25 protein-coding genes and 3 riboswitches are annotated in these 23,474 nt (G+C 71.1%); of the genes, 15 read left to right on the forward strand and 10 right to left on the reverse strand.

The features are described from left to right. Positions 1–34: 34 nt before the first annotated feature. A complete protein-coding gene (locus CT688_RS00900) occupies positions 35–337 on the reverse strand; it encodes a winged helix-turn-helix domain-containing protein (RefSeq protein WP_107755374.1) in 303 nt (100 codons plus the stop codon). 305 nt (positions 338–642) lie between these two features. Here CT688_RS00900 and CT688_RS00905 point away from each other — a divergent pair, with 305 nt between their 5' ends. The 8 genes from CT688_RS00905 (at position 643) to CT688_RS00940 (ending at position 5,893) form a co-directional block, all read left to right on the forward strand. Beyond that, positions 643–1,662, forward strand: a complete 1,020-nt coding sequence (locus CT688_RS00905) for a sodium-dependent bicarbonate transport family permease (protein WP_107755375.1) — start codon at positions 643–645, stop codon at positions 1,660–1,662. Between the two features lie 14 nt (positions 1,663–1,676). Then, positions 1,677–1,967, forward strand: a complete 291-nt coding sequence (locus CT688_RS00910; RefSeq protein ID WP_107755376.1) for a transcriptional regulator — start codon at positions 1,677–1,679, stop codon at positions 1,965–1,967. A 20-nt stretch (positions 1,968–1,987) separates the two neighbouring features. Beyond that, positions 1,988–2,201, forward strand: a riboswitch (cobalamin riboswitch). Between the two features lie 35 nt (positions 2,202–2,236). Next, on the forward strand, positions 2,237–2,977 hold the full coding sequence (locus CT688_RS00915) for an energy-coupling factor ABC transporter permease (protein WP_107755377.1): 741 nt from the start codon (positions 2,237–2,239) through the stop codon (positions 2,975–2,977). Continuing rightward, a complete protein-coding gene (locus CT688_RS00920) occupies positions 2,974–3,336 on the forward strand; it encodes an energy-coupling factor ABC transporter substrate-binding protein (RefSeq protein ID WP_107755378.1) in 363 nt (120 codons plus the stop codon). The genes CT688_RS00915 and CT688_RS00920 overlap by 4 nt, the downstream gene beginning before the upstream one ends. A 15-nt stretch (positions 3,337–3,351) precedes the next feature. Then, entirely contained in the window at positions 3,352–4,080 is a 729-nt protein-coding gene (locus CT688_RS00925; protein WP_107755379.1) for an energy-coupling factor transporter transmembrane protein EcfT, read from the forward strand. Continuing rightward, a complete protein-coding gene (locus CT688_RS00930) occupies positions 4,077–4,877 on the forward strand; it encodes an energy-coupling factor ABC transporter ATP-binding protein (RefSeq protein WP_194861515.1) in 801 nt (266 codons plus the stop codon). Before CT688_RS00925 ends, CT688_RS00930 begins: the two co-directional genes overlap by 4 nt. A 301-nt stretch (positions 4,878–5,178) precedes the next feature. Further along, a complete protein-coding gene (locus CT688_RS00935) occupies positions 5,179–5,427 on the forward strand; it encodes a hypothetical protein (RefSeq protein WP_231750438.1) in 249 nt (82 codons plus the stop codon). Continuing rightward, complete coding sequence (locus CT688_RS00940) at positions 5,411–5,893, forward strand: BLUF domain-containing protein (protein WP_107755381.1); 483 nt, start codon at positions 5,411–5,413, stop codon at positions 5,891–5,893. The genes CT688_RS00935 and CT688_RS00940 overlap by 17 nt, the downstream gene beginning before the upstream one ends. A 13-nt stretch (positions 5,894–5,906) precedes the next feature. Here CT688_RS00940 and CT688_RS00945 read toward each other — a convergent pair whose 3' ends face one another. Then, positions 5,907–6,110, reverse strand: a complete 204-nt coding sequence (locus CT688_RS00945) for a hypothetical protein (protein ID WP_107755382.1) — start codon at positions 6,108–6,110, stop codon at positions 5,907–5,909. Positions 6,111–6,156: 46 nt separating this feature from the next. Between CT688_RS00945 and CT688_RS00950 the strand changes: the two genes are divergently transcribed. Next, entirely contained in the window at positions 6,157–6,726 is a 570-nt protein-coding gene (locus tag CT688_RS00950) for a CGNR zinc finger domain-containing protein (protein WP_228549413.1), read from the forward strand. On the opposite strand, the gene CT688_RS00955 is transcribed toward CT688_RS00950, so the two are convergent. After that, complete coding sequence (locus tag CT688_RS00955) at positions 6,701–8,545, reverse strand: serine hydrolase (RefSeq protein ID WP_107755383.1); 1,845 nt, start codon at positions 8,543–8,545, stop codon at positions 6,701–6,703. The two genes, CT688_RS00950 and CT688_RS00955, sit on opposite strands and share 26 nt — an antisense overlap. Before the next feature lie 83 nt (positions 8,546–8,628). On the opposite strand from CT688_RS00955, the gene CT688_RS00960 reads away from it, so the two are divergent. The 3 genes from CT688_RS00960 to CT688_RS00965 all read left to right on the forward strand — a co-directional run bounded on the left by CT688_RS00960 (position 8,629) and on the right by CT688_RS00965 (position 10,269). Further along, positions 8,629–9,297, forward strand: coding sequence for a TetR/AcrR family transcriptional regulator (locus CT688_RS00960; protein ID WP_107755384.1), 669 nt, complete (start codon positions 8,629–8,631; stop codon positions 9,295–9,297). A 68-nt stretch (positions 9,298–9,365) separates the two neighbouring features. Further along, complete coding sequence (locus tag CT688_RS17910) at positions 9,366–9,488, forward strand: hypothetical protein (RefSeq protein WP_255412659.1); 123 nt, start codon at positions 9,366–9,368, stop codon at positions 9,486–9,488. A gap of 100 nt (positions 9,489–9,588) precedes the next feature. Continuing rightward, positions 9,589–10,269, forward strand: coding sequence for a TetR/AcrR family transcriptional regulator (locus CT688_RS00965; protein ID WP_159077968.1), 681 nt, complete (start codon positions 9,589–9,591; stop codon positions 10,267–10,269). Between the two features lie 25 nt (positions 10,270–10,294). Here CT688_RS00965 and CT688_RS00970 read toward each other — a convergent pair whose 3' ends face one another. The 3 genes from CT688_RS00970 to CT688_RS00980 are packed head-to-tail and all read right to left on the reverse strand — an operon-like array spanning position 10,295 to position 13,546. After that, positions 10,295–11,785 carry a sodium:solute symporter gene (locus CT688_RS00970; protein WP_107755386.1) on the reverse strand — a complete coding sequence of 497 codons (1,491 nt, stop codon included), beginning with the start codon at positions 11,783–11,785 and terminating at the stop codon, positions 10,295–10,297. Beyond that, positions 11,782–12,831, reverse strand: a complete 1,050-nt coding sequence (locus tag CT688_RS00975; protein ID WP_107755387.1) for an isopenicillin N synthase family oxygenase — start codon at positions 12,829–12,831, stop codon at positions 11,782–11,784. Before CT688_RS00975 ends, CT688_RS00970 begins: the two co-directional genes overlap by 4 nt. Further along, positions 12,824–13,546, reverse strand: a complete 723-nt coding sequence (locus tag CT688_RS00980) for a hypothetical protein (protein ID WP_231750439.1) — start codon at positions 13,544–13,546, stop codon at positions 12,824–12,826. Before CT688_RS00980 ends, CT688_RS00975 begins: the two co-directional genes overlap by 8 nt. A gap of 176 nt (positions 13,547–13,722) precedes the next feature. Here CT688_RS00980 and CT688_RS00985 point away from each other — a divergent pair, with 176 nt between their 5' ends. After that, complete coding sequence (locus tag CT688_RS00985) at positions 13,723–14,355, forward strand: Type 1 glutamine amidotransferase-like domain-containing protein (RefSeq protein WP_107755388.1); 633 nt, start codon at positions 13,723–13,725, stop codon at positions 14,353–14,355. A 64-nt stretch (positions 14,356–14,419) separates the two neighbouring features. Beyond that, the gene (locus tag CT688_RS00990; protein ID WP_107755389.1) at positions 14,420–15,328 is read left to right on the forward strand and encodes an alpha/beta hydrolase; all 909 of its coding nucleotides are present in this window, start codon (positions 14,420–14,422) and stop codon (positions 15,326–15,328) included. A gap of 7 nt (positions 15,329–15,335) precedes the next feature. On the opposite strand, the gene bluB is transcribed toward CT688_RS00990, so the two are convergent. The 4 genes from bluB to CT688_RS01010 all read right to left on the reverse strand — a co-directional run bounded on the left by bluB (position 15,336) and on the right by CT688_RS01010 (position 19,195). Next, complete coding sequence (gene bluB / locus CT688_RS00995; RefSeq protein WP_231750440.1) at positions 15,336–15,950, reverse strand: 5,6-dimethylbenzimidazole synthase; 615 nt, start codon at positions 15,948–15,950, stop codon at positions 15,336–15,338. Beyond that, a complete protein-coding gene (locus CT688_RS01000; RefSeq protein ID WP_231750562.1) occupies positions 15,947–17,413 on the reverse strand; it encodes a precorrin-2 C(20)-methyltransferase in 1,467 nt (488 codons plus the stop codon). The genes bluB and CT688_RS01000 overlap by 4 nt, the downstream gene beginning before the upstream one ends. A 77-nt stretch (positions 17,414–17,490) precedes the next feature. Then, positions 17,491–18,156 (reverse strand): precorrin-8X methylmutase, encoded by a 666-nt coding sequence (locus CT688_RS01005; RefSeq protein ID WP_107755392.1) that lies wholly within the window; start codon positions 18,154–18,156, stop codon positions 17,491–17,493. A gap of 77 nt (positions 18,157–18,233) precedes the next feature. Then, positions 18,234–18,303, reverse strand: a riboswitch (cobalamin riboswitch). Positions 18,304–18,325: 22 nt separating this feature from the next. Next, positions 18,326–19,195, reverse strand: coding sequence for a nitrite reductase (locus CT688_RS01010; protein WP_107755393.1), 870 nt, complete (start codon positions 19,193–19,195; stop codon positions 18,326–18,328). An 81-nt stretch (positions 19,196–19,276) separates the two neighbouring features. Continuing rightward, a riboswitch (cobalamin riboswitch) is annotated at positions 19,277–19,469 on the forward strand. Here CT688_RS01010 and cobN point away from each other — a divergent pair. Then, complete coding sequence (gene cobN, locus CT688_RS01015; protein ID WP_231750441.1) at positions 19,460–23,380, forward strand: cobaltochelatase subunit CobN; 3,921 nt, start codon at positions 19,460–19,462, stop codon at positions 23,378–23,380. It overlaps the preceding riboswitch by 10 nt. Positions 23,381–23,474: the final 94 nt, after the last annotated feature.

Consider the following 23,474-nt stretch of genomic DNA (forward strand, 5'->3'; position numbering starts at 1 on the left):
GCCCGAGCCGCCGAACCGGCGCCGCGACGCGGCGTCATTCGTCCCCGTGGGCCGCGTGCGTCCGTGGGGCTCCCAGCACGCTGAGGATCTCGCCGACCATGTGCTCACGTTCGAGTGGGTGGCGCAGCGGCAGGTCCCGGTTCAGGCTGTAGCGGTTACGGCGCCCGTCCCGGATGCGCTGGAGGTACCCGGCCTCCTCCAGCTCGGCCACGATCCGCTGGGTGGCCCGCTCGGTGATCCCGACCGCGTCGGCGATGTCGCGCAGCCGCGTCTCGGAATCCTGCGCGATGCACAGCAGGACGTGGGCGTGGTTGGTGAGAAACGTCCACTCCGCCACTGCGTCACCCCGTCTACATCCGGCCGTCACCGACGACTTCCGAGTGCCATGTTGCCTTACGCGAATCCCTGTACGCATGTGGGCACGGCACGGGGGCGTCCCTTCGCGGTGCGGGAGAGGCTCGGCCCTTGGGGGAGAGGTGCGCGTGACACACGACACAGATTTAGCCCATCATAAAACAGGCAATAGAAATCGTGTATTGTTCGTCCTGTTACCACGTCGGGGCAGCGGAGCGCGCGCCACCACGGGGTTCCGGTCGTCCCGCGTCGCGGCGACCGGGCTCCGGACTGATCAGGAGACACGCAGTGGACCTCAGCATTCTCGGCAGCCTCACGGACCCGCCGATCCTGTTCTTCTTCCTGGGGCTGTTCGTCGCCGCGGTGCGCTCCAATCTGGAGATACCGGCCCCCGTCACCAAGTTCCTGTCGCTCTACCTGCTGATGGCGATCGGGTTCAAGGGCGGCCAGGCTCTCCGCGAGACCGGTCTGACCGGCCGCGCCGCAGCGGTGATCGGCATCGCTCTGCTCCTGGCCCTGGTGATCCCTGCGCTGGGCTTCCTGGTCCTGCGGCGCAGAGTGAACGAGTTCGATGCGGCCGCCATCGCCGCCACCTACGGGTCGGTCAGCGCGGTGACGTTCATCGCCGCGACGCAGTTCGTGACCGCCCGTGGCGAGGAACCCGGCGGGTACATGACGGTCGCCCTGGTGCTGATGGAATCGCCCGCGATCATCATGGCGGTGCTTCTAGCCACCTGGGCCCGGTCACGTCAACGCTCAGCTCAGATGGCGGGCGACGCGGGGGCCGGAGCCCCCGGTCCCGCGTCGGGGGCACCCCTGTCGATGCGGGCGATCCTGCACGAGGCGTTCACCGACGGCGCGCACCTGCTGCTGATCGGGTCGCTCGTGATCGGCACCATGGTGGGGGCCGACGCCGGCGAGTCCATGTCCCCGTTCGTCAACGACATGTTCAAGGGCCTGCTGGCCTTCTTCCTGCTCGAGATGGGCCTGCTCGTCGCCCGTCAACTCCGCGAGGTCCGCGACGTGGGCCCGTTCCTGATCGGGTTCGGCATCGTGATGCCCCTGATCGGAGCGTCGATGGCGCTGGCCCTGGGTGCACTGGCCGGGCTCCCGGTCGGCGACCTGACCATGCTCGCCGTGCTCGCGGCGAGCGGGTCCTACATCGTCGTCCCGGCCGTGGTGCGCTACGCGATCCCCGAAGCGCGGCCGTCCCGGTACTTCACAATGGCCCTTGCCGTGACGTTCCCGTTCAACATCGTCCTCGGCATTCCGCTCTACTACACCGTCGCCCAGCACCTGGGCGCCTGAGGCGAGGAGATCCCATGAGAGACGTCAAACGGATCGAACTGGTGGTGGAATCCGGGGTCGCCGGGAGGTTCCTCGGCGCGTTGGATTCGCTGGGCCTGACCCATCGCACCGTGATCCCGGGGATCTACGGGCGGGGCCAGCACGGTGAGCGCGGGGGGGACCCCTTCTCCACCTTCGACAACACCTTCGTGCTCGTGGCGGTCGACCCCGACCGGATCGACGAGGTCCTCCGGTCGCTGCGCCCCCTTCTGAAGTCCGTCGGTGGCATGTGTCTGGTCTCGGACGCCCAGTCGGTGCGGTACTGAGCCGGCGCCCGGGAGGGGGCTAGGATCTGCTCAGCTGCGGTGCTCGGGAACCCGGTGTGAGACCGGGGCGGCCCTCGCCACTGTGAACGGATTGATGTCGCAGGTCCTCTGTGCCACTGCTCGCACGCGTCGTGTGGGTGGGAAGGCGGACCGGCGGCGATCCGGTGTATCCCTTCTGGGGTGGACCGGGAGAACCCGTGAGCCAGGAGACCGGCCGTGGCTGCCACCACGAGTGCCCGCGAGGTGACGGGCAGAAAGGTCTCAGACAAATGCATATCGCAGAGGGTTTCCTCCCCTCCGTGCACGCCCTGGCATGGACGGCGGTCGCGGCACCGTTCGTGATCCACGGCGCGCGCGAGGTCATCAGGACGGTCCGCCGGACTCCGGAGGCGGGCGTCCTGCTCGGCGTGGCCGGGGCGTTCACGTTCGTCATGTCGGCCGTCAAGCTCCCGTCGGTGACGGGGTCCAGCTCGCACCCCACCGGCACCGGCCTGGGGACGATCATCTTCCGGCCCCCGGTCATGGCCTTCGTCGCGACCGTCGTCCTGATCTTCCAGGCGCTGCTGCTCGCGCACGGGGGCCTCACCACGCTCGGCGCGAACGTGTTCTCCATGGGGGTCGCCGGGCCGTGGGTCGCCTACGGCGCGTTCGTCCTGTGCCGACGCGTCGCGGTGCCACTGCTCGGTGCGGTGTTCGTGGCCGCGTTCCTCGCCGACCTGGTGACCTACCTGGTGACCAGCGCGCAGCTCGCGCTGGCGTTCCCGAGCGCCGAGCACGGTGTGTGGTATTCGATGTCCGAGTTCCTCGCCGTCTTCGCGATCACCCAGATCCCGTTGGCGGTCGTCGAGGCCCTCATCGTCGTGGTGATCGTCAGCGTTCTCCTGCGCATCGCCTCCCGTGAACTCGATCTGGTGGGTTTCTTCCGGAGGGCGCGACTCGCCGACGCGGGAACCGTCGCGGATCCCGGGGATCGTACCGATCGGGTCGAGGCCACGGAGACGGTGCGATGAGCGGGAGGAAGCACGTCAGCGTGTGGGTGTTGGTGGGACTGGTCGCCGTCGCGTTCGCGATCACGGTGCTGTCCCTGGTCTACGGCGCCGGGGCGGGCGGTGAGTTCGAGGGTGCGGACGGGCAGGCCGAAGGGACCATCAGCGAGGTCTCTCCTGACTACGAGCCGTGGTTCGAGCCGCTTCTGCCCGAGCTGCCGGGGGAGGTCGAATCGGGGGTGTTCGCCCTCCAGGCCGGGATCGGCGGCGGGATCGTGGGTTACGGGCTCGGCGTCCTGCGGACACGCAGCAGGCAGCGTCGGGAGAGCGTGCCGGGCGGGGCGACCCCGTCGGCGGCGGCCACGGGTTCGACCGGACACTGACAGACCGGGCGCCAGGTGAACCCACTCGAGCTCGCGGCGTCCCACAACCGCTGGTCGGGCCTCCCGGTAGTCGAGAAGCTGCTGCTCTTCGGCGGTCTGCTGGTGGCGGCACTGCTGGTGCCGCCACCAGTGGGTCACGTAGCGATCCTGGCCGTCTGCTGCTTCTGCGCACTGGTGCTGGCCCGCGTCCCCGCCAGGATCTATGTCGCGGCGTTGCTCGCGCCCGTCGCGTTCCTGGTCCTGGGAACCGGTCCGCTCTTCCTGGACCTGACGGAGTGGCGCCTCGTGGTGGATCCGGCCGGGGTCGACACCGCCTTGCGGACCGTGACCAGGGCGATCGCCGCGACGGCCGCCACCATCACCCTGGCGTGCACCACGCCCGTCGCCGACCTCCTGGCCGCTGGCCGGCGGGCCGGACTGCCCGCCCCGCTGGCTCACGTCGTCGACACCACCTACCGTCTCATGGGGCTGCTCATCGACGCCGCCCGCACGCTGCGGCAGTCCCACGATCTCAGGCTCGGACACCGCACCGCCCGGGCCGCGATCACCTCTGTCGGGACGCAGTTCGCCTCGGTCTTCGTCCTGTCCGTCAGGCGGGCACGGGCGATCGACGACGCCATGTCCATGCGCGCCGAGCGCGGCGAGACCGCGGTGCTCGCCGAGACGGACCCGATCTCGGCCACCCGCGTGCTCGTCATCTGTCTGGTTCTCGCGTCCGTCTCGATACTGGGGGTCCTCACGTGACCGTCCTCGCGCTGCGCGGCGCCCGGTTCTCCTACCGGCGTCTCGACGCCCTCGGAGACCACACCCACACCGTGCTCGACGGCGCCGACCTGACGATCCGCGCCGGGGCGAGGTTGGCGCTGCTCGGTGGTAACGGCAGCGGCAAGACGACGCTGATGCGGCTGCTCGTGGGCTTGAACCGCCTCGATGCCGGGGAGCTGGAGCTGGACGGGGAGCGGGTCCGTGACCGCCGCGCCGACCGCACCCGCCTGCGGCAGTCGGTGCAGATGGTGCTCCAGGAACCCGACGACCAGATCTTCGCCACGACCGTGCGGGCCGACGTGTCCTTCGGCCCGGTGAACCTCGGATTGGATCGGGCCGAGGTGGCCGATCGGGTCGACGAGGCCCTGGCGGCGCTGGCGATCACCGACCTCGCCGACCGCGTCCCCCACCACCTGTCCTTCGGGCAGCGCAAGAGGGTGGCCCTGGCGGGTGCGCTGGCGATGCGGCCCCGCGTCCTGCTGCTCGACGAACCGACGGCCGGGCTCGACCCGCTCTCCTGTGAGGACCTGCTCGCGGCGCTGGAGTCACTCCGTGCCGCGGGGGCGGCGATCCTCATGGCCACGCACGATGTCGACCTCGCCTGGGCCTGGGCGGACGACGCGGTGGTGCTCTCGGGTGGAGCGCTGGTCCGCGGCCCGGTCCACCGGGTGCTGCAGGACGAGGGGCTCCTCGCCGCGGCCCGGCTCGCCACTCCATGGGGAGCCGCGGTGTCGCGCCGGCTGGGCCGGACAGTGGTGCGGCCGGGGGAGGTCTGATCGCGTCCGCGAGCTGCCGCGCACTCGCCCGCGTCCCGGACGTGGCCGGCGCCATCGGTGGCGCGGTGTTCGCGAGCACACCATGATGGCACCGTGTGCCGCTATGGCGGACAGCGTGAGCAGGATGTGAGTTCTCAGGAGAGAAAAGTAGTGCGGGGTCGGGAGACACGTCGGTGCGTACCCAATCCCTTGTTCGGCCGCGCGCGGCGGCAGCGTCTCCCGGTGACGTGGCTCGGGCCACGTTCTGTGGGCGTGTACGGCGGTGGGCGAGACACCTTGTCAGGGAAGAAAAGGGGTGGGAGTGACTTCGGCAATCGAAGGCGACGAAGAAATACGATGGTCCCAGGTGGAAGACAGTTTCTTCGTCGGTAATTTCCGCGGGAACTTCGTGGGGTACATCGACCGGAATTCCGACGGCGGTTTCACCTGCTACGACAGGATGTCGAGACAGCATGGCGAGTCCGGTTCGCTGGACGAGGCGATCTCGAGTCTGAATGATCTGTATTTTTCCGAGGCGAGCGAGGGAGGGTTGAATGTCGCTGGACGCTGAGTCCCCCACGTCGCCCGGGACCGGGCACTTGAAGTATCTGGTGTACACGAGCGTGCCGGTGCGGAAGATGCTGCCGGGCGACCTGGAGTCCATCCTGTTCACCTCCCGGGAACGCAATCGTGCCGCCGATATCACCGGTGTCCTCCTCTTCAGGAACAACTGCTTCATCCAGTTCCTCGAAGGCCCTCCGGCCGCGATCGACGAGTTGATGACGCGCATCGCGGCCGATGACAGACACAGTCGCGTCAGGGTCCTGTTGACGGAACCCGCAGCCGAGCGCAGCTTCTCCGACTGGAAGATGGGCTTCGGCATCCCCAAGGAGACCCGGTCGACCGGAGTCGACGGCGTGCGGGACAGCTTCAACGACCTCACGGGCGGGTCGAGCTACGACGTCGTCCGTCGGGCCGCCGAGGATTTCTCGATCTGGTTCAAGGTCAGGGAGCGCTCGATCTCGACCACCGTCTGAGCGTCGATCCGTCCTACGCCCGGGCGACGGGCACGCCGGCGCGTAGGACGCGATGCGCCCCGCAGTGGCACGACTCGTAGGTCACGGTGCCCTCGCTGGTCGGGTGGGACGAACGGCGCAGCCAGTCGTGCTGATGCCGGCCAGGGTCCGCGGGATGCGGAACGAGGACGCCGCGGTCGTGGTGGAGGTCGGTGGGTGAACAGGCTGCTGTGGTCATGCGCCGACTGTGGTGCAATGGGTCAGTGCAGTTCAACCATGGCAATATGGTCGGCCCGACACTCGCGGCGGAGTTGGCCTCGCTCGCCGCCGGGTCGTGGGACGCCGACGCGGCCGTCGGGGTGCTCCGCGCCCACGGCGTCCGCAGGCCCGAGCTCGACAACGCCAGGTCAGAACGCCTGAAGGAGTGGGCATCGCGGCTGAGAGCGCCGTTCTCGGCGCCGGACGTGGACTCCACATGCGACGCGATCAACGAGCTGCTGGAATCGGCCGCGTCGAGGCCGTCCCTGAGCACACACGACGGGCACAAGCCCCACCTGCACTTCGCGGCCGACGGCGACGACGTCGTGGAGCGCGTCAGGGCCATCACCGCAGGCGGTCTGGCGATCTTCGCGGTCGAGTCGGAGGGCTGTCGTCTGGGGGCCTGTCTCCGCGCGGGGTGCCCCGAGGTGTTCGTCGACACCAGCCGGAACGGCGGACGGCGCTACTGCAGCGCTCGATGCGGTAACCACGACGCCGTCCAACGGCACCGGGCCCCCGGCCGTCGCCGGGGCCGGGAAGGCCATGCGAACAGGGCGATACCTCGGTCCGCTAGAGAGCACCCCCCCAGTACATGAGGGAGAGCTGCATCGGGAGCGCGAGGGCCGCGCACGTCCCGGCGGCCACGAGATGACTTGACGGCACCGTCCGCCAGCGGCGGGCGGCGGCGATCGACCACACGATGGCGAGCGCACCGCTGAGCATGGCCAGGGCTGTGAGAGTCGTGTGGGGGGCGGCGAGCGTGGGCCACCCCCACAGCAGAGGACCGAGGGGCATGGTGATCGCGGCTGAGAAGGTGACCGCGGTTGCGGTCACCCAGGCGACGGCGATCCCCGGCGCCAAGGAGGGAGTCCGCTCGCGCCCGCGTCCACGTCGAACGAGCCGCTTCATGGCACCGACCACGACGGCCAGTGCGACCACCACCCACGCGAGCAGAGCGGACATGACCACCCGCCGATCGTCCTGTGGCGACGCCGGTGTGAGTGTCTGCTCGAGCATGCCGCGGTCTCCGCGCTCGAGCACCGTGATCCCCGACCTGCTGATCCGACCGGCGACGCAACCGGCCGGGTCGCACCAGCGCCCCTCGCTCTCGGGCGTGAGTCGTCGTCCGTTCAACACGAGGTCGTCCCCGTCGGCGGTCACTCGGACCTGCCCGAGCAGGCTGCGGAGCAGCTTCTCTGGTCCGAGTCCTGTGAAGAGTCGCTCCTGGAACGAGCCCGTCGGGGTCGTGGCGCGGCTCGACGGCAACCACTCAGGGATGATCGCCGGGGCCGGACCCGCGGGTGCCGGGTGCGCCCGACCGGCGTGGACCATCCAGTCGATCACTGCGTCTACCACGGCTCCGGTCGCCTCGGTCGCTGCGGCATCCTGGGAGTTGACCGCGACGAACACGCCGACGTCCGCCTCCGGGATGAGGGTCAGCCAGGCCTGTCCGTCGGCCCCGGCGTGTTCCAGCACCCGCACGCCCCGGCGGTGGTCCTCGAAGAACACCTGGGTGTGGCCACCGCCGCCGTGATGCGGTCTGACGCTCGTGGCGCGGGCCTCCTCGACGACCCGTGCAGGCACGCCGCCGCCCTCGGTGACCAATGCCGAGAGCAGTGCGGCGGCATCCCGTGCCGACCACCGCAAGGAGGCCGAAGGCGCCTCCGGGACGTCGGGCCACGGCGCGGCCTCGAACCCGTCCCCGGTCGGAGCGACGATCACCGCGTCGTCCGGATCGGCCGCCTCGTCGAACGTGGCGGAACCGGCGCCGACCGGATCCAGGACGGTGCGGCGGGCCGCGTGGGCGAAGTCCGCGCCCGTGGCATTCTCGATCGCTGCGCCGATCAGGGTGTGAGCGACCAGCGGTGAGTAGTGCATACCGACCGCGGGGTGCCCCGAGACCGGCGGGTGGCGTTCGAGCCAGTGCGCCAGGGGCTTCCCGAGGTCGCCGGGCCCGGCAGGCGGCGGCATCAGGGTCGACTCGACGAGTCCCGCGTGGTGCGTGAGGAGATGTCGCCCCGTGAGGGGCGTGCGGTCGGCGGGCGCCCGCTCATCCCGCAGCACCACCCCGCTGGAGTGTTCGATCGGCGCGTCGAGATCCAAGGAGCCCTCCTCGTGCAGCGTGAGGGCGGTCAGGGCGGTGACGACCTTGGAGACCGAGGCGACCGGGAGGCGCGAGTCCGTGCCGAGGGGGCGGTCCCCCTCGGCGTCGGCGTGGCCCCAGGCCCGGAGAAGCGGGGTCGTCGAACCATCCACGACGGACACGACCATGCCTGCGGTCGACCGCCCCACGACTTCCTGCGCGATGCGTTCGATCCGGTCGTGCAGGGCGCCGCCATCCGGTCGGGCCTGGGCGGTCACAGGCGCGAGAGCGGTCAGGGTGGCCACCAGGGAGACGACGAGAGCGCGGTGCACTCGCTCCACCTTTCCGATACGGGCGTGTTGGTTTCTGGAGACTACGGTATGCACATCGGATCGACGACGTGGGGGGAGGGCGCATGGGGCGCAGCGCGAAGGGGCGTCAGCGTCAGCGCGACGTCGTGGCGGCGGCGTTGCGGTTGGTCGCTCGTGGGGGCATCCCGGCCGCCTCCGTCCGCGGTGTCGCCGCGGAGGCGGGAATGTCAGTCGGGGCGGTGCGGCACTTCTTTCCCACCCAGGAACAACTGCTGGAACAGGTCATGGCCGATGTCACCGCCGAGGCCGCCCATCGGCTCGTGCCCCTGATCCGCGCACTGGGCGACGCCACCACCGCCGCGGAAGGGCGGGACGCCGCGTGTGCGCTGCTCGAAGAACTGCTGCCGCTGGACGAGCGTCGCCGCGTGGAGTGGTTCCTCTGGTCGGCCGTCGCCCACTCCGCGACGCACCCGGCCGGACTGGACCGGTGGCGGGAAGCCGGGTGGGCGGGCGTCCGACATCAGTGTCGTCGGGTGGTCGGGCATCTCAACGACAGGGCGGTTCCGATCGTCGAGGCGGACACGATGGATGTGCACGACGTAGTCGACTCGACCGCGACGATTCCCGAACTGGAGGATCCTGCCCTCGAGGCGAGGGTGACGGCACTCCATGCGGCGCTTGACGGGCTTGCCGCGCAGCTGACGGCCACCCCGGCGCCTATCGACGGGGCGAGTGCCCGGCACGCCCTCCGAGAGCTGGTCGGAATCCTCTGACCGGACCGGGCGCCGGGCCCTCGGTCGCCGACGGGGGTCGGCTGGGCGGTGGTCGCGCTGATGTTCCTGTGGCCGACTTCGCCGACCTGCTGGACTTCCCCGGGTGGCCCCGGTCGCTCTCGCCGGTGCACCATCTCGCCGCGGTCCCGGTGGAGGAGTTCGCCCGGCGCCGTTCCTGCTGGTCCTGGTGATGACCGGCGCGCCCGTGACCGCGGGTCTGGTGGGGTCCAGGCGTCGGCAGGTGGTCACAGGCTGACTGCGACCGGACGGGGCGTTGGTAGCCTCTGCCGGGTGACGAGGACTCGTGGACGGCCGCGCCGCAACCCCGGGTCGCCGACCGGACTCGGCAGCGAGCAGGACATCCTGCACGCCGCGGGCGAACTGTTCGTCACCAAGGGATTCGGCCGTACCAGCACCCGGGCCATCGCCGAGGGCGCGGGCCTGCAGCAGGCCAGCGTCTACCACTGGTTCAGCTCCAAGGACGAGATCCTGCTCCGGCTGGTGCTCGGCACCGTGATCCCGTCCCACCGGATCGCCGACCGGTTGCTCGAGAGCGACGCCCCGGGACACGTGCTGTTGTGGGCCCTGGCGTACGCCGATGCGCGGCTGCTGCACGAGGATCCGCAGAACCTGGGTGTGCTGTACTTCGAACCGGCTCTCGACGGCGACCATTTCAGCGAGTTCCACGAGGTCCGGGACTCGCTGCACGAGGCCTACCGGGTGCTGCTCGAGCGCACGACGGGGGAACGCGCCACTGACGTCGACGTGGCGATGGTCGTCGGACTGGTGGAGAACGTCATCACCTACCGGCGCCGGACGCGGTCACCGATTCCGGACGACACCCCGGCCCGGGTCGCCGATGCCGCACTGACGCTGGCGCGGGTCCCGGACCTCCTCACCGACGAGACCCGGGCCCGGGGAACCGAGATTCTCGCTGCTCTCGATCCCCCGGGCCCGGGGTCTGTCGACTGACGCCGCCCGCTGGGTGTACTGACGGCTAGGCCCTCGCGGGAACCTCGACGTCCCGGTCCGGTTCCGGCTCGTCGACGGAGGGTGTCGCCGTGGCCTTCCGGGGGTCGGGCCGTGTGTCGGTGGCGGCCACCGCCACGTAGACCACGAAGGACACGGCTGCGGCGAGGAACGTCGTCCAGCCGTCGACGCTGGTGGTGATCACCTCGTTCGGGAAGTACAGCAGGGTGTTGTCCACCCCGTAGATGGTCGGGGTGAAGACGAAGAACCCGAGCCGCACGCCCAGTCCCAGCGCGGCGGAGATGATCAGCGCCCTCGTGCTGACCAGGCGGGTCCACAGGGAGAGCAGGAACGGCACCACGAGACTCGCGCACAGCAGGTCGAAGGTCAGCGTGAGGAGGATCCCGGTGTGGTTGACCCGGAGTGCGACGACGATGCCGATGGCCGCGACGGGGACCATCGCCCACCGGGAGGCCTGGAGCACGCTCAACCGCAGATTCCTGGTGTCGAGGATGGTGCCCACGACGATGGACGAGGTCGCGAGGAGGATGCCGCTGACCGTGGTGAGGGAGGCGGCCAGCAGGGCCGAGATGACCAGCATCGCGATCGGGGTGGGTACCGGCCCGGTGAGGAGTTGGAAGAGGATCGGCGACTCGGAGCCGCTGTCCCCGAGCAGTCCCGCCCCGGCCACGGCGACCGCGGCCAGCGGGACACACAGGACCACGGTCCCGACTGCGGCGATCAGGCTGGCCGCCCTGGCGCCCCGGGCGGACCTGGCCGAGGACACGCGTTGGAAGACGTCGATGGCCACCAGGTTGCCGAAGCCCAGCGCGAAGAGCGTCGCCCAGTTGATCGCCGCGCCCGCCGCAGGGGCGGTCAGCTGTTCGAGATCCGAGATGCCCAACCCCTCGGCAGCGGTGTACCCGGGGCCGAGGAACATCCACAGCGTCAGCCCGACGAACCCGACCCCCATCACCACCATGAGGAACAGTCCCGTGTACACGGACGCGAACATCCCGCCGACCATCGTGTAGGCGAGGATCGCGACGGTGACGAACACGATCGCGGCCCAGTAGGGCACCCCGACGAAGTGGTCCATCATGTGTCCCAGGGCGACGAGGTTGCCCGCCATGAGGATGCCGAAGCTGGAGACCGTCAGGACGGCCGACAGTATCTCGCCGGTGCGGCCGAACGTCTGCCGGAAGTAACCGGGCAGGGAGTACAGCTCGCGCTCCCGGACCTTCTCGGCCACGAAGAGCCCCATCAACAGGAACGACACGGCGATCCCCAGGGGCATCGCGGCTCCGGCCCAGAATCCGAAACCGCCCGCGAGATCCGCCGCTCCGACGGTCGCGTTGGAGTCGATCACCTGGGACATCAGCAGGACGGCGACGAGCGGCACGGTCAGCGTGCGGCCGGCGACGGCGAAGTTGCGGTTCTCTCCCCGCACCCTCTTCGACGACAACAGACCCAGGACGACGAGCAGGGCGACGGTGCCGCCGATGGCGAGACTGATCATCGGGTCTCACCCACCAGGGCGGTCTCGCGACCGAGCGAGTACAGGGGACGCGCGCCCTCCGGCAGTGCGACCTCACCGTCCGCGATCCGCCTCCTCAGGTAGGCGAAGCTCTGCGCGGTCTGGGCGAACAGGTGCTCGCCGGAGTGCATCGGCTCGTACACGGAGTCATTGGACCCGGGGAACGTCAGGGGAGCGACCACCGTGTCGTAGTCGACCGTGAAGAACAACGGGTAGGAATACCGTTCCCGCGAGACCTTCCGGACCCGGTGCGAGGTGGCGACGAAGGCGCCGTTGGTCCACACCTCCAGCAGGTCCCCGATGTTCACGACGATGGCGTCCTCGCGGAACGGGACCTCGATCCACTCTCCCCGGCCGTTCATCACCTCCAGCCCGGGAGCGGTGGGCCTCAGCAGGGTCAACGCCTCGTAGTCGGTGTGCGCTCCGATCCCGGGACGGTCATGGGCGTCAGGGTTGTGCGGGTAGTGGATGAGACGAAGCTGCGAGGGCGGCTGGGTCACCGACCCGAGGAAGGTGTCGGGATCGAGGTCGAGGTACCGGGCGAACGCCGCGAGGAGCCGCGACCCGAGGGTGAACACCTCGTCGTAGTAGGTCGTCACCGCCTCACGGAACCCCGGCAGATCGGGCCACTGGTTCGGCCCGAGCAGCGGATTGCCGGCCACGTACTCCGGATGGTCCGCCGGCAGATCGATGGACAGGTCGAAGGCCTCCTTGAGGTCGGGGGTCGCGCCGGCGAAGACCTCCTCCCCGATCGGGACGTACCCGCGGTGATTGGTGGAGTTGCCGATGTACACCTGCTGCTTGACGGCGTCGGGTTGGGCGAAGAACCGTTGCGAGGCCTCGTGCATGGCTGCGAAGGTCTCGTCGGCCACGCCGTGGTTGACGATGAGGAGGAACCCGACGCCTCGGGCCGCCTCGCCGAGCCGGTCGACGCACTCCTGAGAGGGGCCACCGGGATCGGCGAGCGTGGACACATCGATGATCGGGATCGACTCGAAGTCGGTGGTGGGACGGTGGAGGTCAGGCATTGTCGGCTCCTGGGTGGGCTGGTCGGGGCGGGTGGGACGGTCGGGCTGGGGGTATCGGTCCGGCGTCGTGGATCGGGTCGAAGAACGTGGACGTGCTGCCGTGCTCGCCGGTCTGCCAGGAGAGTGCGAAGCGGCCGTCCGACTCGGGGGAGAGGAAGAACCGGGGAGGCTCGGGGACCGACCACGACGAGTACCGGGCGCTCCAGCCCCGGTCGGTCCGTGACCCGATGTGCACCGATGCCGGCCGGTTCCCGGCGGAGTCGGCGCCGAGCGCGAGGCCGAAGCGGTCGCCTACGCAGACGACCACGGCCTCGGTTCCCTGGTCGTCGACCCCTCGGGCCTCCCACACCGGGCCGGGCTCGTCGGCGCAGCGCTGCCAGAGTTCGACGTAGTCGAGTTGCCGGCCCACCTCCAGCAGGCCCCACCCCGGCACGTCGAAGAGTTGCCCGATGTCGGCGGAGCCGAAGGCCTCCCCGGCGGCGATGGCGTGGACCCATTCGAACTCGCCGGTGGCCGGGTCCGTGCACTCGAGTTCTCCGGCGAACCCCATGCGGAAGTGCGTCGCGCCTGCGGCGTCGGTGGAGAACCGCGCGTCGCAGAAGTACTGGTCACCCTGGATCCAGACGACGTCCGAGCACTGGTCGGGGACGGAGTCGCGGGAGTGGAACAGGTGGCGCCGGTAGGCCGCGGGGGCCGGGCGCGGGGCGGGTTCCATAGGACTCCTTCAAATCGATCATTTGATCGGAAGTAGTCAAACGGTGGTGCGTTGCCGCGCTGTTACGTAGGCGTCAAAGGATGAGAAATTGGGTGATCACCGCTGGGCGCGTGCCGGTCGTCCCGGCGCCGGCGACACACCGCGAAGCGCCCGCGATCAGCTCGTAGAGTGGCGCCATGAACCTGCTCCTGCTGTCCCTCGGCGTGGGCGCCGTCCCCGACTTCCTCGCCGAGCACGTGAACCGTCCCGCACCCGTGGTGCGCATCGGATATCTGAACGACGCCGCCAGCCCGTACGCGGGGGCCGGGTTCGTGGCCGCGGAACGCGCGCAGTTGGCGGACCTGGGGTACGTCCTGACCGACCTCACCGCCGCCGATATCGACGACCCGCGTGAGTTCGCCGCCCTGCTCGACGGGCTCGACGCCCTGTACGTCGCCGGCGGCAACACCTTCGTGCTCCTGGCGGCGCTGCGCCGACACGGCGCGGATGAGGCCGTGGTCGAGCGGGTGCGGGCGGGGCTGCCCTACATCGGCTCGAGCGCCGGATCGGTCGTCGCCGGACCCGGCATCGAGCCGGTCAGCCTCATGGACGACCCCTCCGCCGCCCCCGACCTCGCCGACCGCAGCGGACTCGGACTGGTCGACACCGTGGTGATCCCCCACGCGGACGGCGCTCTCCCGCCCTACCCGCCCGAGCTCATCGCGCAGATCGAGGAGACCTATGGGGACAGCTACCCGCTGACCCTGGTCAACGACGACCAGGCGCTGCTCGTCTCGGACGGGTCGGCGCGGCTGGTCAGTTCGCCCTGAGCGGACATCCAGCCGATTCGAGTTCCACCACCCCACGGGGATTCATCCGTTACGGAGGATGACCATGCGCATCCCGTTCCTCGGCCGCATCCGCGATCGCCGCCAGTACCACCCCGATCTCCGACTCGCGTCAATGGTGCTGCCCCCGCGATTGGTGGGACCGCGGACACTGCCGGCGATACAGAAGCTCGGGACACTGCTGCCCGGACTGCGGGGAACGGAGACGCATGAACTCGAGTCGGGTGCGACCGTGCGGGTCTTCCGCCCCTCCGGTGAGTCCTCGACGCCCTCGCCAGGCCTGGTGTGGATCCACGGCGGTGGATACCTCGTCGGTTCTGCGGCGCAGGATGACGCACTCTGCCGGGCCTTTGCTCGGAGAACCGGTGCGACCGTCGTCTCGGTCGACTATCGGTTGGCGCCGCAGTTCCCCTTCCCGGCGGCGCTCGACGACTGTCACGCGGCGCTCGTCTGGCTGGCCTCCCAACCCGGCATCGACGCCCGCCGGACAGCCATCGGCGGCGCGAGCGCCGGCGGTGGCCTCGCAGCCGCACTGGCGATCCGGGCGAGAGATGACGGCCCCGTCGACCCGGTACTGCAACTGCTCGTGTACCCGATGCTGGACGACCGCACCGACACCCCGGACCCACGACACCGACTGTGGGACGCTCGGTCGAATCGGTTCGGCTGGACGAGCTACCTGGGCGGGGCCGACCCGTCCACGGCGAGTCCGGCCCGCCACACCGAATTGGTGGGTGTCGCGCCGGCATGGATCGGCGTCGGCACGGTGGATCTGTTCTTCGACGAGGACAAGGCCTACGCAGACCGCCTCGGGCGCGCCGGAGTGCGCTGCGAATTCGTCCCGGTGCCGGGGGCCTTCCACGGTTTCGACCTGGTCGTCACCCGCGCCGGGGTCAGCAAGGACTTCTTCCGAGCGCAGTGCGAAGCGCTGAGGGAGGCGTTCGACGGTTCCTGAGCCGGATCTACACCCAGTCCACCGACAGCGGCGACCTGCGTCCCCACCCCACGGTCTGCAACAACGGTTCGTCCAGCTCGAGGGCGGGATGTCCCAGACAGAGGTACGCCAGGGGCCGGGCCCCGTCGGGCACGGGCACGCTGGAAGAGAGATGGTCCGGCTCGACCAGGCTCACCCAGCCCATGCCCAGGCCCTCGGCCGTCACGGCCAGCCACAGCAGCGTGATCGCGGCCACCACGCTGTACTCGGTGGCCGCCGGGACGCTCGTGGTGCCCAGGACCGGCCCGGCGGGCGGCCGGTGGCTGACGACCAGGCCGACCGGAGCCTGGAGGATGCCCTCGAGACGCAGCGAGTCGTAGAGTTCCCGTCGCGGACCGTCGAAGCGCTCGGACTCGGCGCGGCGCACGGTGCGGAATCCCTCGTGGACGGCCTCGCGCACGGCACGGTCGCGGACCACTGTGACGTGCCAGGGCTGACTCAGCCCGACGCTCGGGGCCACGGCGAAGACCTCGAGGAGGCGCTCGATGGTCTCGCGGGGGACCGGGGTGGGATCGAAATGCCGGTGATCGCGACGGGTGGCGAGGATCCGCCACAGCGCATCACGGTCGGGAGTCCCGCTCACGGCCGCACGAACCGCGGACTCCACACGCGCCCCGACTCGGTGACGCGTGTCCCGGAGGCGCCCACGATGAGCAGGCACCTCATGTCCACCGAGCCGCAGTCGAGCTCGGCGAGAGTGGTGATCGTCAGCGATTCGCCCTCCCGGCCCACGTCGCGTCCCACGATCACCGGGGTGGCCGGGTCGCGATGCCGGAGGAGGACGTCGCGGGCGTCGGCGACCTGGTGGGTGCGCGAGCGCGAGGCGGGGTTGTACACCGCCAGGACCAGGTCCGCCGCGGCGATCGCGTCGAGACGCCGCGAGATGACCTCCCAGGGCTTGAGCCGGTCGGACAGGCTCATCACCGCGAAGTCCGCGCCGATGGGGGCCCCGGCCCGTGCGGCGACCGCCTGGACGGCGGACACCCCGGGCGCGACCCGCACGTCGATCCGGGAGTACAGAGGGTCCTCGGCGGCCTCGAAGACCGCCGCGGCCATGCCGAACACGCCCGCGTCGCCCCCGGAGACCACCGCCACGCGTTGGCCGGAGCGGGCGAGGTCCAGCGCGAGTCTGGCCCGGTCCACCTCGACCGTGTTGCCCGAGCAGTGCCGGGTCAGGCCCGCGCGCTGGGGCACTCGGTCGACGTAGGGCGCGTACCCGACCACGTGGTCGACCTCGGCCAGGACCCGCCGGGCCTCGGCGGTGAGCCAGTGGTCCGGGCCGGGCCCCAGTCCGACGACGTGCAGCTCGCCGTCCGGGGCGGTGGCGCGCGCGGGGCCGTCGCCCAGGGGCGAGGGGCGTCGCCCGAACGGGTCCACCTGCTGGGAGTCTCCGGGGACCACGATGAGCGAGAAGTACGGCACTGTCGTCGGGTCGACGTCACGCACGGGGTGGTGCACCTCGGCGTCGGTCGAGGCGCGTTCGACGTACACGGCCCCGTCGAGCCGCCCTGCGGCCTCCAGGGCTCGGCGCACCGCCGGGAAGTTCCGGCCGAGTTTCATGATGATCGCCCCGTCGGTGTCGGCGAGGCGGCGGGCCAGCTCGGGCTCCGGGAGGGTCCCGGGCAGCACGGTGAGCACGTCCGTCTGCCGGACGAGGGGAGTGGCCGCGGCGGCGGTCGCGGCGGCGAACGCCGGGATGCCCGGGACGATCTCGGTGACGAACCGGCCCGCGAGTTTGTCGTGCATGTACATGAACGAGCCGTAGAACAGCGGGTCCCCCTCGGCGAGCAGGACCACGTCCCGGCCGGCCGCGAGATGCTCCGCCAGGCGGTGAGCTGCCCGGTCGTAGAAGTCCGCGATCGCCCCCGCGTACCCGCCGGGGTGGTCGGTCAGACCGGTGGTCACCGGGTACTCCAGCACCTCCTCCACCGCGTCGGCGGGGATGAGGCCCGCCGCGATCCGCCGCGCGTTGGACTCCTTGCCCCGACCGGCGTGATAGGCCACGACGTCGGCGCTGCCGATCAACCTCGCGGCCTTGAGGGTCATCAACTCGGGGTCGCCCGGGCCCACGCCGATCCCGTACAGGCGCCCCGCTGCGACCGGCCCGTCCGCCGGCCCGCCGCTCACTCGGCCACCTGGGCGAGGGCGTTGACCGCGGAGACCGTCATCGCGGACCCGCCGCGTCGCCCGTGCACGGTGACGAACGGGATGTCGATCCCGTGGTCGTCGGCCAGGCTGGCCAGCGCGGTCTTGGACTCCGCGGCGCCGATGAACCCCACCGGACACCCGACGATCGCGGCGGGGCGGGGGGCGCCGTCCAGCAGCATCTCCAGTAGATGGAACAGGGCGGTGGGGGCGTTGCCGATCGCCACCACGGCGCCGTCGAGCCGCTCGCCCCACAGGGAGAGGGCGGCGGCGGACCGGGTGGTGCCCATCTGTCGGGCCAGTTCGGGCACGCGGGGATCGGACAGCAGGCACACCACGTCGTTGTTCCGGGGGAGCCGTGACCGGGTGATCCCGGAGGCGACCATGTGGGCGTCGCAGAGGATCGGCGCCCCGCCCTCGAGCGCCGATCGCGCGGCCCGCACCAGTGCCGGATGGACCCGCAGGTCGTCGACGAGGTCGATCTGACCGGTACCGTGCACCATCCGGACGGCGAGCCGCTCAGCATCGTCCGGGACGCGCGACAGATCGGTCTCGCGACGGATGGTGGCGAACGAGTCGACGTAGATCGCGGGCCCGTCGTCGACGTAGTCGTACCGGCGTGTCGGCCTGGGGACAGCAGGCATGGGTCCTCCTCGGGGTTCTCGCCCCGGTCAGAAGTCTTCAGGCGGCGCGCGGTGAGGGCGCGTCGATCCCGCGGCCAGTATCTGGCTTGGCGGCCCGGCGACCGGGCCTCACAGTGGCGGAACCGCCCCGGACTCGCACCGGGTTCCTCGCCGTGGGACAGCGGCGAGTCTACGTGCGCACGGTGAGGACGCCGCGCCACGGGGTGACGATGAGCTCGAGGACGTCCTCGCCGGTGAGGCGATCGATCAGCGCGCCCGTGAGGACCCCGCCCGGCGCCCCGATGTGCTCGATCCGTCCCGGCGCTCCGGGGACGGGGCCGTACGGCAACGCGGGCGCGGGGGCGGGGAGTCGCTCGTCCCCCGGGTGGGCGGCGGTGAGCGGCACCGGGAGTTCACGCACGTGCCAGGGCGCCTCGCGGCCGGATCCGCGGGCGTCGGCGAAGTCGCGGGCGAGTCCGAGCAGGCGGTCGGCCGCCTCGTCGACGGGCACGACGGCCGCCCAGTCCTCGGCCACCCGCAGTTGCACGACGTCGGCGTCGAGGGCCGCCAACCCCAGGTCCGCGGGGCGGTCGACGAGGTCGCCGCGGCCGTCGTCGAGGACGAACAGGAACCGGCCCGAGAGTCCCGCCAGACCGGCATCGGCCCGGAGCCCGGCGTCGAGTCGGTCGGTCACCGGGCGCAGATCGGCCCTGCCCCCGACCAGACCGGTGAGCGGGGAGACGAGCACGTTGCGGACGAGTTCGTGCGCCGGGGCGGGGAGCAGCCCGGTCGCGGCGATGGCCGCCACGACCTCGTCGACGAGGTGGCCGTCCCGGCCCATCGGCAGGGCCCGCAGCTGTAGGTTCGCGCGGGTCGTCACGTGGACGTCGCCGTCTCCGTAACTCTGGGCGACCCGGCGTAGCGCGGCGAGGGACTCCGGTGACACCCGGCCGCCCGGGATGCGCAGTCGGACCAGGGCCCCGTCCTCGGCGGGCCACGGGCGATGCACGCCGGGGCACATGTCGGTGCGGGTGCGGCGGGTCGGTCCGGAATCGCTCACGGGCCACAGTGTGGCACCCGGGGGCCAGCCGCGTGGAGTGGGGAGCCGACGGCCGGGCACCCGCAGGGGGACCGGGCCGGATAGGCTCGCCGGTGCCGTGGTGCTCGGGAAGCCGGAGGGAAAGCCGGCGCGGCCCTCGCCACTGTAGTCGCGGAGTCGAGCGACCCTCGTCCGTCCCACGCGGGGCGGAGACCACTGGGCCACGGCCCGGGAAGGTCGGTCGCACGGCGTCGATGCGAAAGCCAGGAGACCGGCCACGGCGTCATGTTCCACGAGGGTTTGGAGAAGAACATGCGCCATGACCGGCGTTCGGCGTCCCCTGAGGACGCCACGGCACCATCTACTGAGGCCACGGGTACTGAGGCCACGGCACCATCTGACAACACGGCACCGTCCGATGGCGCCGCACCACAGGCACCCCGTATCGCCCTGCTGTCCACCTCCGACACGGACCTGCTCTCCGCTCGCGCCTCCCGGGCCGACTGGACGCTCGGCAACCCGTCCCGGATCGACGTGGAGACGGACCTGCCCGGCCTGCTCTCCGGCACCGACCTCATCGTCGTCCGGATCCTCGGGTCGCGCAGGTCCTGGGAGCCCGGCTTCGAGGCCGTGATGGCCACCGGCGGACCGGTGGTGGTCCTCGGCGGCGAGCAGGCCCCGGATGCCGACCTGATGGAGTTGTCCACGGTGCCGATCGGCATCGCGGCCGAGGCGCACCGCTATCTCGCCGAGGGTGGGGAGCGGAACCTCGCCCAGCTCCACGCCTTCCTCTCGGACACCGTGCTGCTCACCGGCACCGGGTTCGAACCCCCGGAGAGTGTCCCCGTGTGGGGGATGCCGCCGCGGCCGGGTGGCGATTCCCCGGCGAGTGGTCACAAACGTGGCGAATCCCGACACGCGACCTGGGAGAACGCGAGCGGAATCGACCAGTCGCGGGGCGGCCCCGGGGTGGACCAGTCGCGGGGCGGCCCCGGGGTGGACCAGTCGCGGGGCCTCCCCCGCGTCGGAGTGCTCTACTACCGCGCCCACGAGGTGAGCGGGAACTCCGGATTCGCGCACGCGCTGGCCGACGCGATCGACGCCACCGGGCAGGCCGTGGGCGTGCCCGTGTTCGCCGGTTCCCTGCGCTCGGCGCCCGACGAGTTGTTCGACGCGCTCGGGACGCTCGACGCGCTGATCGTCACGGTGCTGGCGGCCGGCGGGACCACGCCCGGGGCGGTGAGCGCGGGCGGCGAGGACGAGACGTGGGACGTCGAACGGATCGCCGTCCTCGACATCCCCGTGCTCCAGGGGCTGTGCCTCACGTGGAGTCGGGAGGACTGGGAGGCCTCCGACGACGGCGTCAACCCGCTGGACTCGGCCAACCAGATCGCGATCCCCGAGTTCGACGGCCGCATCATCACCGCGCCGTTCTCGTTCAAGGAGATCGACGCCGACGGATTGCCCCGGTACGTCGCCGACCCCGAGCGCTGCGCGCGCGTCGCGGGGATCGCGGTGTCACACGCGCGACTGCGCCACGTCCCCGCGGCCGACCGCCGGATCGCCCTGGTGCTCTCGGCCTACCCGACCAAGCACTCCCGGATCGGCAACGCGGTCGGCCTGGACACCCCGGTCTCGACCATCCGGCTGCTGCGCCGGATGCGCGACGAGGGCTACGACCTGGGTCCGGAGGACGGGCCTGTCGCCAGGTTCCTCGACGTCGCCGACAGTGGCTCGGAGGGCACCTACGCCGACGACACGGCCGCCGGTGACGCCCTGATCCACGCCCTGATCGCCGCGGGCGGACAGGACGAGGAGTGGCTGACCAACGCCCAGCTCACCGACAGTCACGTGCGGATCTCCCCCGACGACTACCTCACGTGGACGGCGGATCTGCCCGAGTCGCTGCGCGCGGAGATGGTGGACGCCTGGGGGCAGGCCCCCGGTCGGTTGTTCGTCAACGACGCCGGCGAGATCGTCCTGGCCACGATCTCGGCCGGCAACGTCGTCCTGTTGATCCAGCCGCCCCGCGGCTTCGGCGAGAACCCGGTGGCGATCTACCACGACCCCGAGCTGGCGCCCTCCCACCACTATCTGGCCGCCTACCGGTGGCTCGCCAAGGGGTTCGGCGCCCATGCGCTGGTCCACATCGGCAAGCACGGGTCGCTGGAATGGCTGCCGGGCAAGAACGCCGCGCTGTCGGCGGCGTGCGCGACCGACGCGGCGATCGCCGACCTGCCGCTGATCTACCCGTTCCTCGTCAACGACCCCGGCGAGGGCGCGCAGGCCAAACGCCGCGCCCACGCCACGATCGTCGATCACCTGGTGCCGCCCATGGCACGCGCCGAGGCCTACGGCGACATCGCCCGCCTCGAGCAGCTGCTGGACGAGTACGGCAACATCGCGTCCATGGACCCGGCCAAGCTGCCGGCGATCCGCGCGCAGATCTGGACCCTCATGCGGTCCGCGCACATGCACGAGGACCTGGGACTGGAGCAGCAGCCCGGTGACGAGGAGTTCGACGACTTCCTGCTCCACGTCGACGGGTGGCTGTGCGAGATCAAGGACGTCCAGATCCGCGACGGGCTGCACGTGCTGGGTCAGGCGCCGGACGGCGAGGCGCGGGTGAACCTGGTGCTCGCCATCCTGCGGGCCTCGCAGGTGTGGGGCGGCGAATTCGGTGCCGTTCCCGGTCTGCGTCGCGCCCTCGGCCTGGTCGAGGACGCCCCGACCCAGGAGGTCGACCTTGTGGAGGCCCGGGCCCGGGCGCTGGTCGAGGCCATGGACGCGCGGGGCTGGGACCCCGCGGCGGTGCCGGAGGTGCTGTCCGATGCCGGTCAGGGGGACGACGACGAGGTCGGCCGCGTCCTGGAGTTCGCCGCTCGCGAGGTGGTGCCGCGCCTGGCCGCCACGGTGGACGAGCTGGACGCGGTGATGCACGCCCTCGGCGGCGGGTTCGTGCCCGCCGGCCCGTCGGGGTCGCCCCTGCGCGGCCTGGTCAACGTGTTGCCGACCGGTCGCAACTTCTACACGGTCGACCCCCGCGCCGTCCCGTCCCGGCTCGCCTGGGAGACCGGCCGGGCGATGGCCGACTCCCTGCTGGACCGCCACGTGGCGGAGACCGGCGAGTACCCGAGCTCGGTGGGACTGTCCATCTGGGGCACCTCGGCCATGCGGACTTCCGGCGACGACGTGGCCGAGGTCCTGGCGCTGCTCGGGGTGCGGCCCGAGTGGGACGAGGCCTCCCGACGGGTGAACGGTCTGGAGGTGGTCCCGACCGCGGAGCTCGGGCGGCCGCGCATTGACGTGACGGTGCGCATCTCGGGCTTCTTCCGGGACGCGTTCCCGCACGTCATCACGATGCTCGACGACGCCGTCCGGATGGTGGCCGACCTCGACGAGCCCGCGGAGTCGAACCACGTCGCCGCCCACACCCGGGCTGACCTGGCGGAGCACTCGGACCACCGGCGGGCGACCACCCGCATCTTCGGCTCGGCGCCGGGGTCGTACGGCGCCGGGATCCTGCAGACGATCGAGGCCGGAAACTGGCGGGACGACCGCGACCTGGCCGAGGTCTACACCCGCTGGGGCGGCTTCGCCTACGGCCGCGATCTGGACGGCGTGCCGGCCGCGGACGACATGCGCACCAACTACCGGCGCATCGCGGTGGCCGCCAAGAACATCGACACCCGCGAGCACGACATCGCCGACTCGGACGACTACTTCCAGTACCACGGGGGGATGATCGCGACCGTGCGCGCGCTCACCGGCGCCGAACCCCGCGCCTATGTGGGGGACTCCACCACCCCGGACGCCATCCGGACGCGGTCGCTGGCGGAGGAGACGGTCCGGGTGTTCCGCGCCCGCGTGGTCAACCCCCGGTGGATCGCGGCCATGCAGCGGCACGGGTACAAGGGGGCCTTCGAGCTCGCGGCGACGGTCGACTACCTCTTCGGGTTCGACGCCACCGCCGGGGTCGTGCACGACTGGATGTACGACACGCTGGCCCGGGAGTACGTGCTGGACCAGACCAACCAGGAGTTCCTCCGGCGCTCCAACCCCTGGGCGCTGCGCGGGATGGTCGAGCGACTCTCGGAGGCCGCCGACCGCGGACTGTGGGCCCAGCCGGACGCCGAGATCATGGACCGGATGCGGCAGGTCTACCTGGACGTCGAAGGCGACCTCGAGGAGTCGCATGGCGACTGACGGCCCCTCCGGCGACGCGCCCAGCCCAGACGCGCCCAGCCCAGTCCCGCCCAGCCCCGACGCGCCCAGCCCCGACGCGCCCAGCCCAGACGCG

This window comes from Dietzia sp. JS16-p6b, from assembly GCF_003052165.1.
Classification (GTDB): domain Bacteria; phylum Actinomycetota; class Actinomycetes; order Mycobacteriales; family Mycobacteriaceae; genus Dietzia.

Bases quoted from the DNA above. Each gene is read 5' to 3' on its own strand.
- CT688_RS00910 (WP_107755376.1), top strand. From the start codon at position 1,677: ATGAGAGACGTCAAACGGATCGAACTGGTGGTGGAATCCGGGGTCGCC.
- CT688_RS00915 (WP_107755377.1), top strand. From the start codon at position 2,237: ATGCATATCGCAGAGGGTTTCCTCCCCTCCGTGCACGCCCTGGCATGG.
- CT688_RS00920 (WP_107755378.1), top strand. From the start codon at position 2,974: ATGAGCGGGAGGAAGCACGTCAGCGTGTGGGTGTTGGTGGGACTGGTC.
- CT688_RS00940 (WP_107755381.1), top strand. From the start codon at position 5,411: ATGTCGCTGGACGCTGAGTCCCCCACGTCGCCCGGGACCGGGCACTTG.
- CT688_RS00945 (WP_107755382.1), bottom strand. From the start codon at position 6,110: ATGACCACAGCAGCCTGTTCACCCACCGACCTCCACCACGACCGCGGC.
- CT688_RS00950 (WP_228549413.1), top strand. From the start codon at position 6,157: ATGGTCGGCCCGACACTCGCGGCGGAGTTGGCCTCGCTCGCCGCCGGG.
- CT688_RS00960 (WP_107755384.1), top strand. From the start codon at position 8,629: ATGGGGCGCAGCGCGAAGGGGCGTCAGCGTCAGCGCGACGTCGTGGCG.
- CT688_RS00970 (WP_107755386.1), bottom strand. From the start codon at position 11,785: ATGATCAGTCTCGCCATCGGCGGCACCGTCGCCCTGCTCGTCGTCCTG.
- CT688_RS00975 (WP_107755387.1), bottom strand. From the start codon at position 12,831: ATGCCTGACCTCCACCGTCCCACCACCGACTTCGAGTCGATCCCGATC.
- CT688_RS00980 (WP_231750439.1), bottom strand. From the start codon at position 13,546: ATGGAACCCGCCCCGCGCCCGGCCCCCGCGGCCTACCGGCGCCACCTG.
- CT688_RS00985 (WP_107755388.1), top strand. From the start codon at position 13,723: ATGAACCTGCTCCTGCTGTCCCTCGGCGTGGGCGCCGTCCCCGACTTC.
- CT688_RS00990 (WP_107755389.1), top strand. From the start codon at position 14,420: ATGCGCATCCCGTTCCTCGGCCGCATCCGCGATCGCCGCCAGTACCAC.
- CT688_RS01000 (WP_231750562.1), bottom strand. From the start codon at position 17,413: ATGACCCTCAAGGCCGCGAGGTTGATCGGCAGCGCCGACGTCGTGGCC.
- CT688_RS01005 (WP_107755392.1), bottom strand. From the start codon at position 18,156: ATGCCTGCTGTCCCCAGGCCGACACGCCGGTACGACTACGTCGACGAC.
- cobN (WP_231750441.1), top strand. From the start codon at position 19,460: ATGTTCCACGAGGGTTTGGAGAAGAACATGCGCCATGACCGGCGTTCG.